This is a genomic window from Microbacterium sp. KKR3/1 (assembly GCF_021272365.1).
Lineage (GTDB): Bacteria > Actinomycetota > Actinomycetes > Actinomycetales > Microbacteriaceae > Microbacterium > Microbacterium aurugineum.
On the sequence record NZ_JAJSDW010000001.1, the window covers coordinates 2,316,720 to 2,330,134 of the forward strand.

Genomic DNA, 13,415 nt, shown 5'->3' on the forward strand with positions numbered 1-13,415 from the left:
TCCGTGTGAGGGATCAGTTCGACATGAACCCGACGAGCAATCCGCCCGTCACCTTCACGGCGAGGTTGTAGATGCCGGCGACCACGGCGCCGAGCACCGTGAAGACGATGAGGTTCAGGATGGCGACGACCGCTGCAAAGGCCATGACCTGCGGCAGTCCGACGACCTCGGACAGCACGAAAGCGTTGTCGGTGATACCGACCAGGAAGCTCTCGGCCGTCGTCATGACGTTCGTCGCCTGGAGCACCAGGAAGATGAGGAAGAACGACACCATCGTGACGACCGCGAGGGCCACGGCTCCGAGGAACGACAGCTTCACCGCCGACCAGAAGTCGACGTAGACCAGACGAAGCCGGACCTGCTTGCCGCCTGTCTTGCGTGTCGACTTCTTCGCCAGCTTGTCGGCCACTGTACTCATGCGTCTGTATCCTCGGGGGTTTCTGTCGTCTCAGGTGCCTGGATCTCGGCATCCTCCGCTTCGGCCTCTTCTTCGGCGAGGCCACGCTCACCGTTACGGGCGATGGCGAGGATGCGATCGGCCTCCGTCGTCCGGGCGAACACCACTCCCATGGTGTCGCGACCCTTGGCGGGGACCTCGGCCACGGCAGAGCGTACCACCTTGCCGCTGGACAGAACCACCAAGACCTCGTCGTCCTCTGCGACGATCAGACCGCCCGCGAGAGTGCCCCGATCGTCGTTCAACTTGGCGACCTTGATGCCTGTCCCGCCGCGTCCCTGGACCCGGTATTCCTCGATCGCGGTGCGCTTCGCGTAGCCGCCGTCGGTGACGACGAAGACGAACTTCCCCGGGGCGGCGACGGAGGCCGAGAGCAGGGAGTCGTCGTCGATCTTGAACTTCATGCCCCGAACACCGGCCGTCGCGCGACCCATCGGACGCAGCGCCTCATCGGTGGCCTCGAAGCGCACCGACATCCCGTGCCGGCTGATGAGGAGGATGTCGTCTTCCGCGTTCACGAGGAGCGCGCTGACCAGCTCGTCCTCGTCGTTCAGACGGATCGCGATGACGCCGCCCTGACGGTTGGTGTCGTACGTGTCGAGCCGGGTCTTCTTGACGAGGCCCTCCCGTGTGGCGAGCACGAGGTAGTCCGCCACCCCATAGTCACGGATGTCGAGCACCTGGGCGATGCTCTCGTCGGGCTGCAGTGCGAGGAGGTTCGCGACGTGCATGCCCTTGGCGTCGCGTCCGGCCTCCGGCACCTCGTAGGTCTTCGCGCGGTAGACCCGGCCCTTGTCGGTGAAGAACAGCAGCCAGTGGTGCGTGGTCGTCACGAAGAAGTGCTCGACGATGTCGTTCGCCCGCAACTGCGCACCCTTGACGCCCTTGCCGCCACGGTGCTGGGAGCGGTAGTTGTCACTGCGCGTGCGCTTGATGTAGCCCTCGCGCGTGACGGTCACCACCATCTCTTCTTCGGCGATGAGGTCTTCCATCGACACATCGCCGTCGAAGCCGTGCAGGATGTGCGTGCGACGCTCGTCACCGAAGCGGTCGACGATGCCGGTCAGCTCTTCGCGGATGATCACACGCTGACGACCCTCGTCGGCGAGGATCGCCTTGTAGTCCGCGATCTGGGCCTCGAGCTCGTTCGCCTGATCGATGATCCGCTGACGCTCGAGAGCTGCGAGGCGACGCAGCTGCATCTGCAGGATCGCATCGGCCTGGATCTCGTCGATGTCGAGGAGCTTCTGGAGACCCTCGTTCGCATCCGCCGTGGTCTGCGACCGTCGGATGAGCGCGATGACCTCGTCGAGCGCGTCGAGCGCCTTCAGATATCCGCGCAGGATGTGCATCCGCTTCTCGGCCTCGCGCAGCCGGAACTCGGTGCGCCGCACGATGACATCGATCTGGTGGGAGATCCAGTGCGTGATGAACCCGTCGATCGCGAGCGTGCGCGGCACACCGTCCACGATCGCGAGCATGTTCGCGCCGAAGTTCTCCTGCAACTGCGTGTGCTTGTACAGGTTGTTGAGCACGACCTTCGCGACGGCGTCGCGCTTGAGCACGACGACCAGACGCTGACCCGTGCGGTCCGAGGACTCGTCACGGATGTCGGCGATGCCGGTGATCTTGCCGTCACGGGCCAGGTCGCCGATCTTTACCGCGACGTTGTCGGGGTTGACCTGATAAGGCAGCTCGGTGATGACGAGGCAGGTACGACCCTGGATCTCCTCGACGTTGACGACCGCGCGCATCGTGATCGAGCCGCGACCGGTCCGATACGCCTCGTGGATGCCCTTCGTCCCGAGGATCTGCGCGCCGGTCGGGAAGTCGGGGCCGGGAACGCGCTGGATCAGACCGTCGAGCAGCTCCTCGCGGGGGATGCCGGGGTTGTCCAGCGCCCAGAGCGCCGCATCCGCCACCTCGCGCAGGTTGTGCGGCGGGATGTTGGTGGCCATTCCGACCGCGATACCGACGGAACCGTTGACGAGGAGGTTCGGGAACCGGGCGGGGAGAACCGTCGGCTCCTGCGTCTGGCCGTCGTAGTTGTCGGCGAAGTCGACGGTCTCCTCTTCGATGTCGCGCACCATCTCGAGCGCGAGCGGAGCCATCTTCGTCTCGGTGTATCGCGGAGCCGCGGCGCCCATGTTCCCGGGGGAACCGAAGTTGCCCTGCCCGAGAGCGAGCGGATAGCGGAGGGACCACGGCTGAACCAGTCGCACGAGGGCGTCGTAGATCGCCGAGTCGCCGTGCGGGTGGTACTGGCCCATGACCTCGCCGACCACACGCGCGCACTTCGAGAACGACTTGTCCGGGCGGAAACCTCCGTCGTACATGCCGTAGATCACACGGCGGTGCACCGGCTTGAGTCCGTCGCGCACGTCGGGGAGGGCGCGCCCCACGATGACGGCCATGGCGTAGTCGAGGTAGCTGCGCTGCATCTCCGACTGCAGGTCGACCTGGTCGATCTTGCCGTGATCGTGTTCCGGTTCGGTGCGTTCTTCGTCAGTCATGAATCAATCTCTCTGTCACACATCTGGTTTGAGCCCGCGGGCATCAGATGTCGAGGAAGCGGACGTCCTTGGCGTTGCGCTGGATGAAGCTGCGTCGGGACTCGACGTCTTCGCCCATCAGCACACTGAAGATCTCGTCGGCCGCGGCCGCATCCTCGATGGTGATCTGCTGCAGGGTGCGCGTGGTGTGGTCCATCGTCGTCTCCCACAGCTCCTTGGGGTTCATCTCTCCGAGACCCTTGTAGCGCTGGATGCCGGCATCCTTCGGGATCCGCTTGCCGTTTTCGAGACCGTGCGCGAGCAGGGCGTCGCGCTCGGCGTCGCTGAACACGTACTCGTGAGCGGAGTTCGACCACTTCAGGCGGTACAGCGGCGGCATCGCGAGGTAGACGAAGCCGGCCTCGATGAGTCCGCGCATGTAGCGGAACAGCAGGGTGAGCAGCAGAGTCGTGATGTGCTGGCCGTCGACATCGGCATCCGCCATCAGGACGATCTTGTGGTAGCGAGCCTTCTCGATGTCGAACTCTTCGCCGATCCCCGTGCCGAAGGCCTGGATCATCGCCTGGACTTCCTTGTTGCCCAGCGCCTTGTCGAGACGTGCACGCTCGACGTTGAGGATCTTCCCCCGGAGCGCCAGGATCGCCTGCGTGTGCGGGTCGCGACCCTGCACCGCGGAACCACCGGCCGAGTCACCCTCGACGAGGAAGATCTCGCTGATGGAGGGATCCTTGCTGGTGCAGTCCTTGAGCTTGTCCGGCATAGCCGCAGACTCGAACACGCTCTTGCGGCGAGCGGTCTCGCGGGCCTTGCGAGCGGCGAGACGAGCGGTCGCGGCATCGATCGCCTTGCGGACGACGTTCTTCGCCTGGTTCGGGTTGCGCTCGAGCCAGTCGCCGAGCTGATCGCCGACGACCTTCTGCACGAATGCCTTCGCCTCGGTGTTGCCGAGCTTGGTCTTGGTCTGACCTTCGAACTGCGGCTCGCCGAGCTTGATCGAGATGACCGCGGTCAGTCCCTCACGCACGTCGTCACCGGAGAGGTTGTCATCCTTCTCCTTGAGCAGGTTGTTCGCTCGGGCGTACTTGTTGACCAGTGTGGTCAGAGCTGCCCGGAAGCCCTCCTCGTGCGTCCCACCTTCGTGGGTGTTGATCGTGTTCGCATAGGTGAAGACGTTCTCGGTGTAGGACGTCGTCCACTGCATCGCGACCTCGAGCGAGATCTTGCGCTCGGTGTCCTCCGATTCGAAGGCGATGATCTCGTCGTTCACGACTTCGGCGTGACGCACCTTGTTGAGGTACTCGACGTAGTCGACGAGTCCGCGCTCGTAGTAGAACACGTCGCCAGGCTGCTTGGTGAGGGTCGCGCCGTCTTCCTCGACCTCGTACGCAGACGACTCCCGCTCGTCACGCAGCTCGATGCGCAGTCCCTTGTTGAGGAACGCCATCTGCTGGAATCGTGTGCGCAGCGTGTCGTAGTCGAACTCGATCGTCTCGGTGAAGATCGAGGCATCCGGCCAGAACGTGATGCTGGTTCCGGTCTCCTCGGTCGCCTCGCCCTTCTCGAGCTTCTGCTGCGGGATGCCGCCGTCGGCGAAGCTGTGCCGCCAGACGAAGCCCTTCTGCTTGACCTCGACGTCGAACCGCGTCGAGAGCGCGTTCACGACCGAGGATCCGACACCGTGCAGACCACCGGAGACTGCGTAGGCGCCCCCTCCGAACTTTCCGCCGGCGTGCAGGATCGTGAGCACGACCTCGACCGTCGACTTGTTCGGGTCGGAAGAGTGCGGGTCCACCGGGATGCCTCGACCGTTGTCGACCACACGCACGCCACCGTCGGCGAGCATCGTCACGAAGATCGTGTCGGCGTATCCGGCGAGGGCCTCATCGACCGAGTTGTCGACGATTTCGTAGACGAGGTGGTGCAGACCGCGCGGTCCCGTGGAACCGATGTACATACCGGGACGCTTGCGGACGGCTTCGAGGCCTTCGAGAATCTGGATCGAGTCGGCGCCGTAGTCCCCAGGCTGCTTCGCCTTGGGTGCAATGGTGCCCTGGGCCTCGGGGGTTCCCCCGATGTTCGATTCCGTCTCGTCAGCGGGGGATTCAGGCGTCATCAGAGGGCATTCTCCACATCGATATCACGAACTGCCATTCTAGCGGAGTTTCGTGGGGAAACACCGCTCTACGGCCGTGTGTGGCCCTCTGAGCGTTTCGGACCCCTTGCGTGGTGTCCTACCCGTAGGTATCGCGCGGGCCCCGCCCTGGAACGGCTCTGGGACCCCATTTCCACGAGGGGACGTCCGGTCCGATGAAGCGCAGGTTCTCCACGCCGGCCTCCGGATAGCGGCGGCCGATCTCGGTGAGAATCGTCGCGCGCATGAACTGCAGGTTCTTCGCCCACGCCGTCGAGTCGCACTTCACGGTGAGCAATCCTCGCTCCAGGGAGACGGGTTCGGAGTGCTTCGCCGTGTCGGCGCCCGCGAGATCCGCCCACTGACGGACGAGGTCTTCCCTGGCCAGAGTGATCTGCCACCCCGAGTCGCGGCTCAGCTTGTCCAGGACCGCGCCGAGGGTCCCGGGGTCCCGCCCGGGTGTGAACGGTGCGTTGTCGTCATCGGTCGTGATGCGACGCTTGCGCTTCCAGCTCTTCGAGCTCGGCTGCAGACCGCGCAGACGCAGGTAGGTGCCTACCGTCTCGGGGACATCGGCAGCGGGAGTCGGTGCGGCGTCAGTCATCGACTGCCTCCCGTTCATCACTGATCGTCCCGGCGCTGATGCGCACCACATGCGCGTGCAGCACCTCAGGGATATCTTCCTCCACCGCCGCGGTCACCACGACCTGTTCGTACCCTGCGGTCAGGGCTGCGAGTCGTCGACGCCGGTCCGCATCGAGCTCGGCGAACACGTCGTCGAGGATCAGGACCGGATCGCCGGCGGGGGATTCACTGCGCAACAGCTCCGCCGATGCCAGCCGGAGCGCGAGCGCGACCGACCAAGACTCCCCGTGCGAGGCGTACCCCTTCACCGGAAGGTCGCGGACACGGAGCACGAGATCGTCCCGATGCGGTCCGGTGAGCGTGAGGCCGCGGTCGAGTTCGTGGGAACGCTTCGCCGCGAGAGAGGCCCGGAAGAGGTCCGCGATGCGGTTCGGATCGCTGAGCCTGTCGGCGGGGGAGACCTCTTCGGGTCCGCCCTCATCCTCTTCGGGGTCGCCGCCACCGACCGAGAGCGCCCACTCCAGCTGCGGACGATGATCTGCACCGGCGATCGCTTCATACGCATCGGCGACGGGTTGTTGGAGATCGACGGCCAACCGCTGTCGAGCCGTGATGATCTCGGACCCCAGGGAGACCAGCTTGTCGTCCCACACATCGAGGGTGCTCAGACCTTCGCCCCGGATGCCGCGGGCACGCGCCGACTTCAGCAGGGCATTGCGCTGCTTGAGCACACGGTCGTAGTCGGCGAGCACGCCCGCCATCCGTGGAGTGCGCTGGATGAGGAGCTGGTCGCTGAACCGGCGGCGGGCGGACGGGTCGCCCCGGACGATCTGCAGGTCCTCCGGCGCGAAGAGGACGACGTGCGCGTAGCGAGGCAGCTCGTTCGGCTTGGACGGAGAGCCGTTGATGCGTGCCTTGTTCGACCCCTGCCTGTTCACCTGCACTTCGGCGAGCACTCGACGCTCGCCGTGCGAGAGCCGCGCCCGGATGACCGCGAACTCCTGCCCGTCACGCACCATGGGTGCATCGGACGACACGCGATGTGAACCGAGGGTGGCCAGGAACACGACCGCTTCCGCCAGGTTCGTCTTTCCCTGCCCGTTTCGTCCGACGAGCACGTTCGGACCCCGGTGGAGAGTGAGTTCCGCGGTCGCGTAGTTGCGGAAATCGACCAGGCTCAGGTGCTCCACAATCACGGAGTCAGCCTACCTTCGAGGTCTGACAACGAATGCGGGGCGAGGTGCGGGATCAGCGAAGGAGGAGGTTCGGCTGCAGCAGGTACTTGAAGGAGTCGAGGCCCGCCTGGTCGACCGAGGTCTGGCTCGTGATCAGCACGGGGCTGAGCTTGTTGGCGTTGTCGCTCGACGTGAACGTCACGCGGACGAACTCGCTCTTGACCGCTCCGAGAGCCTCGATCAGGTACTGGGGGTTGAGGCCGAGCGTGACCTCGTCGCCGCCGGACAGGATCGCGTCGACCGACTCGGATGCGCGCGCGTGGTCTCCACCGGAGGCATCCATGGTCACGCTGTCGCTCGAGAACGTGAATCGCAGCGGCGCCGCACGATCGAGGACGAGCGAGACACGGCGGACGGCTTCGACGAGGTCGGCCGTGTTGACGACCGCGTAGTGATCGGTCTGCTCGGGGAAAAGGCGTCGGACCGGGGGAAAGTTGCCCTTGATGAGCAGCGAGGTCACGGTCTTGTTGCCGGCGGTGAAGGCGATGATCTCGCGATCGCCCGCGCCGGAGAAGGCCACCTGGATGTTACCGGCGTGACCGAAGGTCTTCCCGACCTCGAGCAGGGTGCGTGCCGGCACCAGCGCTGTCGCCTCGACGGACTCGCCGTCCCACGGCACATCGCGGAGCGATACCCGATACCGGTCCGTGGCGACCAGGCTCAGAGTGTGACCGGAGACTTCGAGCTGCACACCGGTGAGGACGGGAGTGACGTCGTCGCGTGATGCGGCGAAGCCGACCTGTGCGATCGCCGTGCCGAATTCCTCAGCCGGAACGACGCCGGAGGATCCGTTCACCTCGGGGATGGACGGATATTCCTCGACCGGCATGGCGGCGAGTGTGAATCGAGCCGAACCACAGGTGACGGCGATCCCACCGTCTTCCTCGACGGCGATCTCGATCGGAGCGTTCGGGAGGCGGCTGGCGATGTCGGAGAGAAGACGGCCGTGGACGAGGATCGTGCCGGGGGTCTCGACTGTGGCTTCGATGGTCGTCCGAGCGGAGGCCTCGTAGTCGAAAGCGGAGAGCGTGAGGCTGGATCCGTCCGCTTCGATCAAGACTCCGGCGAGGATCGGCTGCGGATTGCGCTGCGGCAGAAGCTTGACGACGAACGAGACAGCCTCGCTGAAGACATCGCGGTTGACCTGAAACCTCACGGGTGCTCCCTTGTCGTCGAACTGTGACGCGTCGTCGTCGGCCCTGCCGGTGCAGGGCTTCCCATGCTAGCCCCACAGTCCTGCGTATCCCTACGCCGAGGTTTCCTGTCATCCGTTCGCCGGTTCTCCCCACCGTCTGGTGATCGGATCGCGCCTTGAATGACTTAACTCCTTAACGGTGTTAACAGCTGTGGATACTGTGGATAAGTCGGTGGATATCAGGAGCGAGTAGGGAACTACACGCTTGTCAGTTGTGGAAACCCTGAGGAATCCGCGGGATCCCGGTCCTGGGGACAACCGAGGTGTTGTCCGAGTTATCCACAGGTTTGGGTGTTCAGCTCACATTCGTCCCGATGGAATCCACGATCATCCACAAGTTATCCACATGTGCATAGAGGCATCTATCGAGAGATCAGAATCCCTGTCGGGCACACAAAAAAGTGGAGGACCGCATCCGTTCCGGTGCGGTCCTCCACTTTTTCGGAGGTGCGGCGTGTCAGCGTCGGCCGAGCTGCGTCGTGATCTCGGTGACCTGGTTGTAGATGGAGCGACGCTCCTTCATGAGCTCACTGATCTTCTTGTAGGCGTACATGACCGTGGTGTGGTCGCGGTTGCCGAACAGCTGACCGATCTTCGGCAGCGACAGGCTCGTTCGCTCCCTGCACAGATACATGGCGATCTGTCGTGACGTGGCGATCTGCTGCGATCTGCTCGAACCGTAGAGATCGTCCACGGTGAGCTTGAAGTACTGCGCTGTGGCCGTGATGATGTCGGTCGGCGAGATGATGTTGTCCTCCGCCGTGTCGATGATGTCGCGGAGCACGGTCTGCGCGAGGGAGATGTCGAGGGCAGAGCGGTTCAGGCTCGCGAACGCGGAGACGCGGATGAGTGCACCCTCCAGCTCGCGGATGTTCGAGGAGACGACGGTCGCGATGTACTCGAGCACCTCGTCGGGGATGTGGAGTGCCTCGCTCTGCGCCTTCTTGCGGAGGATCGCGATGCGGGTTTCGAGGTCCGGTGCCTGCACATCGGTGATGAGGCCCCACTCGAAGCGGCTCCGCATCCGATCCTCGAAGCCCGTCAAGTGCTTCGGCGCGACATCACTGGTGATGACGACCTGCTTGTTGTGATCGTGCAGCGTGTTGAACGTGTGGAAGAACGCTTCCTGGGTCTCGGCGCGACCCTGCAGGAACTGGATGTCGTCGATGAGGAGGATGTCGACGTCGCGGTACCTGGCCTGGAACGCGGCACCGCGGTTGTTCGCGATCGAGTTGATGAAGTCGTTGGTGAACTCCTCGCTCGAGACGTAGCGGACTTTGACTCCGGCGTAGAGCGACTGCGCGTAGTCACCGATCGCGTGGAGGAGGTGCGTCTTGCCGAGTCCGGAGTCACCGTAGATGAACAACGGGTTGTACGCCTTGGCCGGCGCCTCGGCCACGGCGACCGCCGCAGCGTGGGCGAATCGGTTGGACTGGCCGATGACGAAGTTGTCGAAGGTGTACTTCGGGTTCAGCCGGGATTCGTGACGCAGCTGTGTGGGCTGTTCCATCGGAGACTCGACCCGGCTCTGCTCGGTGCGTCCGAAGTCTCCGACGGCGATGGGGGCCGTCTGCTGCTCCGCCAGTTCGTGGTTCACGACGACGCGGTAGGACGTGACCTCTTCCCCGATGTGCGAAAGGGCCTCCATGATCGGGAGTCGGAGACGCTTGTTGATCTGCGCTGCGGTCAGATCGTTCGGGACTTCGAGGTACAGCGTCGCGGACATGACGCCGGCCGGGACGGCGAGGCTGAGGAAGCCCTGCAGCTGGGGGGTGACGCGATCGTCGTCGGCCAGCAGCTCCTGCACCGTGGTCCAGATCGGGACGTCGGGCTGGGCAGGTGATGTCATGACGCTCCGGACGAGGAATCGAGGCGGGGTCGACGTGCCGTGCCCCCTGTGGATAACTTAGGATGCCACGGTAGTCATCCCGGCTGTGAACGGCAACCTGCCCTTGAAAACACGCGCGCGTGTTGTGCCTGCCGGGCGCGCCACGGTTGTGGATAATGGCTGTGCGGTGCCCGCCGGGCCGCCCTCGCGGAAGCGCGTAGATTTGCTCTGCGCGCCGGTAGGACGTACCCTAAGTCGGTTGACTTATGCCATTTTTGGCAGTTCCCCATGTCTCCGGTCGAAGTGAATCCGGTGGCAGCATTCCCGGAGTGATTCCATGAGCAAGCGCACTTTCCAGCCCAACAACCGTCGTCGCGCCAAGAAGCACGGCTTCCGTGCCCGCATGCGTACGCGTGCCGGCCGCGGCATCCTCGCTGCACGCCGCGCGAAGGGCCGCACCGAGCTCTCTGCGTAGTCCGCTGTGCTCGCCCGCCCGTATCGACTGACCCGCGGGAGCGACTACCGTCTGGTCGTTCGACGCGGATCCCGTTGTGGTGGGGCGCGCGTCATCACCTCGGTGCTGGCGACGGGCGAGAACAGGGCCGCGAGGTTCGGATTCATCATCAGCAAGCAGGTGGGCACCGCTGTGGTGCGCAATACCGTGCGTCGGCGACTCAAAGCCGTGTGCGCGGAGGCGCTCCCGCGCGTCCCCGAGGGCACGGATGTCGTCATCCGTGCCCTTCCTGCGTCCTCCAGCGCGACTTTCGCGGATCTCCGCGCCGACGTCGATCGCTGCTTGAGCAGACTCGCGCCGGCCACGGTGTCGGCATGACCGCGCTACCGGCATCTTCTGTGGGAACGGCGCGATGGCGTGCGCGTGACCTGGTGCGGACCATCCCGGTGATCCCGCGGAACCTCGTGCTGGGGTTCCTCACGGCATACCGCAAGGTGATCTCCCCGATGTATGGAGATGTCTGTGCGTACTACCCCAGCTGTTCGGCTTACGCTGTAGGTGCGGTGCAGCAGCATGGTGCAGTGAAGGGAGCGGCGCTCTCGGCGTGGCGCATCCTCCGCTGCAATCCCTGGACCAGCGGCGGCGTCGATGACGTCCGGCCGCACGACCACTTCCGTTACGACTTGACCACACACGGTTTCGTCGTCCCTTCCCGAAAGGACTGATCGGTGGGTCTTGACCTTCTGCTCGCCAGCGCGACTCCCAGCCCCGAACCTGCGGCGGGGGGATTCGACCTGCTCGGCACCATCCTCTGGCCGCTGAAGTGGGTCGTCGAGCTGATCCTCGTCGCCTGGCATTGGCTTCTGACCACCGTCGGTCTTCCTTCCGCATCGGGTCTGACCTGGGTGCTGTCTATCGTCGGCCTCGTCGTCGTCGTCCGCGCTGCGCTGATCCCGCTCTTCGTGAAGCAGATCAAGAGCCAGCGAAAGATGATGGAAATCGCACCTGAACTGCGGAAAGTTCAGGAGAAGTACAAGGGCAAGAAGGATCAGCTCTCTCGTGAGGCCATGAGCCGCGAGACGATGGCGCTCTACAAGAAGCACGGCACGACACCGATGTCGAGCTGCCTGCCCCTTCTGGTGCAGATGCCGATCTTCTTCTCGCTGTACAGCGTGCTGAGCGATGTCAAGAAGCATGCGGAGCAAAGCCTCGGCGGTGTGGGATTGCTCAACCCCGAGCTCACCAAGGAGTTCTACGACGCCAAGCTCTTCGGGGTCGCGTCCCTGCATGAGACCCTCGGCGACGCGGTCGACGCCAACAACACCACGGCGATCATCATCCTGGTCACGCTCGTCGTGCTCATGATCGCCTCGCAGTTCTTCACGCAGCTGCAGATCATCTCGAAGAACCTGTCGCCGGAGGCCAAGACCGGCCAGGCGTACCAGATGCAGAAGATCATGCTCTACGTGCTGCCGCTGGGATTCATCTTCTCCGGTGTCTTCTTCCCGCTCGGCGTGGTCGTGTACTGGTTCATCTCCAACCTCTGGACCATGGGACAGCAGTTCCTCGTCATCCGAGAGATGCCGACTCCCGGCTCGGAAGCCGCCAAGGCCCGGGAAGAGCGACTCGCTCGCAAGGGGAAGGCGATCGACTCCTCCGGCAAGGTCGTTCCGATGGCTGCGTATGAGGCCGAGCAGCAGCGTCTGCTCGAGGAGGCGGAGAAGGCGAAGGCCCAGGCGCCCAAGCGTCAGCAGCCCGTGGGCAAGAAGCGTGCGAAGAAGAAGGGGAACGGTTCATGAGTGAAACCATGACCGAGAGCTCCGAGCCCACCGTGGCTCAGCTCGAGAACGAAGGCGACGTCGCTGCGGACTACCTCGAGGAACTCCTTGACATCGCGGACATCGACGGTGACCTGAACCTCGACGTGCGGCAGGGGCGCGCGTACGTCTCGGTGGAGGCGGAGGGCGATGGCCTCGCTCTTCTCTCCGCCCCGGACACGGTGCAGGCGCTCCAGGAGCTCACCCGCCTCGCGGTGCAGAGCAAGACGGGGTCATTCTCCCGTTTGATCCTCGACATCGCCGGCTCGCGTGACACGCGCCGTCGGCAGCTCGAGACACTGGTCGATGCAGCGGCCGCTAAGCTCGATGAAGGCTCCTCGCAGGCTTCTCTGCCGTCGATGTCGAGCTATGAGCGCAAGCTGGTGCACGATATCGCGGCTGAGCGTGGCTTGGTGTCGGAGTCGTACGGCGAGGGCGCTGACCGTCACACGGTCCTCCGTCGCCGTTGATGTTTCACGTGAAACATCGTTCGGGAACTGCCGATGACTGAGACCGAAGACGAGCCTGCGGTTGCCGCGGAGCTTTTCGGTGACCGCATCGATCTCGCTCGAGCGTTCACGGCTTCCCTTGCGCGTGAGGGTGAGGAGCGGGGTCTGATCGGACCGCTCGAGCTTCCGCGCCTGTGGACGCGGCACATCCTCAACAGTGTGATCGCTGCTCCGCTCTTCCATGGTTCGGTCGCTGACATCGGATCCGGGGCCGGCCTCCCGGGCATCGTGCTCGCGATCGCGCGTCCTGATGTGAAGTGGACTCTCATCGAACCGATGGAGCGTCGGGTCACGTGGCTCACCGAGCAGGTGGAGGCGCTGGGACTGACCAATGTCGTGGTGCAGCGTGCGCGCGCCGAGGATGTCCATCCCACCGAGGGTTTCGATGTCGTCACGGCGAGGGCTGTCAGCGCTTTGCGTACGCTCATCCCTCTCACTGCCCCGCTCGTGCGCGACGGCGGAGAGCTTGCCTTGCTCAAGGGGATGAACGCCGCGAACGAGATCGAAGCGGCCCAGAAGCAGATCAAGAAGTTCCGTCTGTCGGACGTGCGAGTGGAAGTGCTGGGGGAGGGTGTTCTCACCGAGACGACCCGCGTGGTTCGCGCCCGCGTTCGGTAGTTCCTCCTGACATCAACGCGGGGTGTTTCACGTGAAACACCCCGCCTTCGTCTGCGGTGGAGTTCGCCGTCAC

General features: G+C 64.4%; 13 protein-coding genes. 6 read left to right on the forward strand and 7 right to left on the reverse strand.

Annotated elements, in window-relative coordinates:
- Positions 1-13: 13 nt before the first annotated feature.
- From LVJ59_RS11045 to dnaA, 7 genes are all read right to left on the reverse strand, one after another.
- Entirely contained in the window at positions 14-418 is a 405-nt protein-coding gene (locus LVJ59_RS11045) for a DUF3566 domain-containing protein (RefSeq protein WP_047519752.1), read from the reverse strand.
- The gene (gyrA, locus tag LVJ59_RS11050) at positions 415-2,970 is read right to left on the reverse strand and encodes a DNA gyrase subunit A (protein WP_232763044.1); all 2,556 of its coding nucleotides are present in this window, start codon (positions 2,968-2,970) and stop codon (positions 415-417) included. The genes LVJ59_RS11045 and gyrA overlap by 4 nt, the downstream gene beginning before the upstream one ends.
- A 43-nt stretch (positions 2,971-3,013) precedes the next feature.
- A complete protein-coding gene (gene gyrB, locus LVJ59_RS11055) occupies positions 3,014-5,083 on the reverse strand; it encodes a DNA topoisomerase (ATP-hydrolyzing) subunit B (protein ID WP_232763045.1) in 2,070 nt (689 codons plus the stop codon).
- A gap of 118 nt (positions 5,084-5,201) precedes the next feature.
- Entirely contained in the window at positions 5,202-5,705 is a 504-nt protein-coding gene (locus tag LVJ59_RS11060; RefSeq protein ID WP_131491648.1) for a DUF721 domain-containing protein, read from the reverse strand.
- Complete coding sequence (recF, locus tag LVJ59_RS11065; protein ID WP_232763046.1) at positions 5,698-6,882, reverse strand: DNA replication/repair protein RecF; 1,185 nt, start codon at positions 6,880-6,882, stop codon at positions 5,698-5,700. Before recF ends, LVJ59_RS11060 begins: the two co-directional genes overlap by 8 nt.
- 52 nt (positions 6,883-6,934) lie before the next feature.
- Positions 6,935-8,077, reverse strand: coding sequence for a DNA polymerase III subunit beta (gene dnaN / locus LVJ59_RS11070; RefSeq protein ID WP_047519758.1), 1,143 nt, complete (start codon positions 8,075-8,077; stop codon positions 6,935-6,937).
- A 496-nt stretch (positions 8,078-8,573) separates the two neighbouring features.
- On the reverse strand, positions 8,574-9,965 hold the full coding sequence (gene dnaA, locus LVJ59_RS11075) for a chromosomal replication initiator protein DnaA (RefSeq protein ID WP_131491650.1): 1,392 nt from the start codon (positions 9,963-9,965) through the stop codon (positions 8,574-8,576).
- Between the two features lie 316 nt (positions 9,966-10,281).
- Between dnaA and rpmH the strand changes: the two genes are divergently transcribed.
- Genes rpmH through rsmG form a run of 6 tightly spaced genes read left to right on the forward strand, consistent with a single transcriptional unit; the run spans position 10,282 to position 13,342 of the window.
- Entirely contained in the window at positions 10,282-10,419 is a 138-nt protein-coding gene (gene rpmH, locus LVJ59_RS11080; RefSeq protein WP_013584598.1) for a 50S ribosomal protein L34, read from the forward strand.
- Positions 10,420-10,425: 6 nt separating this feature from the next.
- Positions 10,426-10,776 (forward strand): ribonuclease P protein component, encoded by a 351-nt coding sequence (gene rnpA / locus LVJ59_RS11085; RefSeq protein ID WP_131491651.1) that lies wholly within the window; start codon positions 10,426-10,428, stop codon positions 10,774-10,776.
- Positions 10,773-11,123: a membrane protein insertion efficiency factor YidD gene (gene yidD / locus LVJ59_RS11090; protein ID WP_232763047.1), complete on the forward strand. Its 351-nt coding sequence runs from the start codon at positions 10,773-10,775 to the stop codon at positions 11,121-11,123. The genes rnpA and yidD overlap by 4 nt, the downstream gene beginning before the upstream one ends.
- Positions 11,124-11,126: 3 nt before the next feature.
- Complete coding sequence (yidC, locus tag LVJ59_RS11095; protein ID WP_047519766.1) at positions 11,127-12,197, forward strand: membrane protein insertase YidC; 1,071 nt, start codon at positions 11,127-11,129, stop codon at positions 12,195-12,197.
- Entirely contained in the window at positions 12,194-12,685 is a 492-nt protein-coding gene (locus LVJ59_RS11100) for a R3H domain-containing nucleic acid-binding protein (RefSeq protein ID WP_131491652.1), read from the forward strand. The genes yidC and LVJ59_RS11100 overlap by 4 nt, the downstream gene beginning before the upstream one ends.
- Before the next feature lie 33 nt (positions 12,686-12,718).
- A complete protein-coding gene (gene rsmG / locus LVJ59_RS11105) occupies positions 12,719-13,342 on the forward strand; it encodes a 16S rRNA (guanine(527)-N(7))-methyltransferase RsmG (RefSeq protein ID WP_374199063.1) in 624 nt (207 codons plus the stop codon).
- The last annotated feature ends 73 nt before the right edge of the window (positions 13,343-13,415 follow it).

Excerpts from the sequence above, each read along its gene's own strand:
- LVJ59_RS11100 (WP_131491652.1), top strand. The coding sequence starts at position 12,194 with ATGAGTGAAACCATGACCGAGAGCTCCGAGCCCACCGTGGCTCAGCTC.
- yidD (WP_232763047.1), top strand. The coding sequence starts at position 10,773 with ATGACCGCGCTACCGGCATCTTCTGTGGGAACGGCGCGATGGCGTGCG.
- gyrA (WP_232763044.1), bottom strand. The coding sequence starts at position 2,970 with ATGACTGACGAAGAACGCACCGAACCGGAACACGATCACGGCAAGATC.
- gyrB (WP_232763045.1), bottom strand. The coding sequence starts at position 5,083 with ATGACGCCTGAATCCCCCGCTGACGAGACGGAATCGAACATCGGGGGA.
- dnaA (WP_131491650.1), bottom strand. The coding sequence starts at position 9,965 with ATGACATCACCTGCCCAGCCCGACGTCCCGATCTGGACCACGGTGCAG.
- LVJ59_RS11060 (WP_131491648.1), bottom strand. The coding sequence starts at position 5,705 with ATGACTGACGCCGCACCGACTCCCGCTGCCGATGTCCCCGAGACGGTA.
- rsmG (WP_374199063.1), top strand. The coding sequence starts at position 12,719 with ATGACTGAGACCGAAGACGAGCCTGCGGTTGCCGCGGAGCTTTTCGGT.
- LVJ59_RS11045 (WP_047519752.1), bottom strand. The coding sequence starts at position 418 with ATGAGTACAGTGGCCGACAAGCTGGCGAAGAAGTCGACACGCAAGACA.
- rpmH (WP_013584598.1), top strand. The coding sequence starts at position 10,282 with ATGAGCAAGCGCACTTTCCAGCCCAACAACCGTCGTCGCGCCAAGAAG.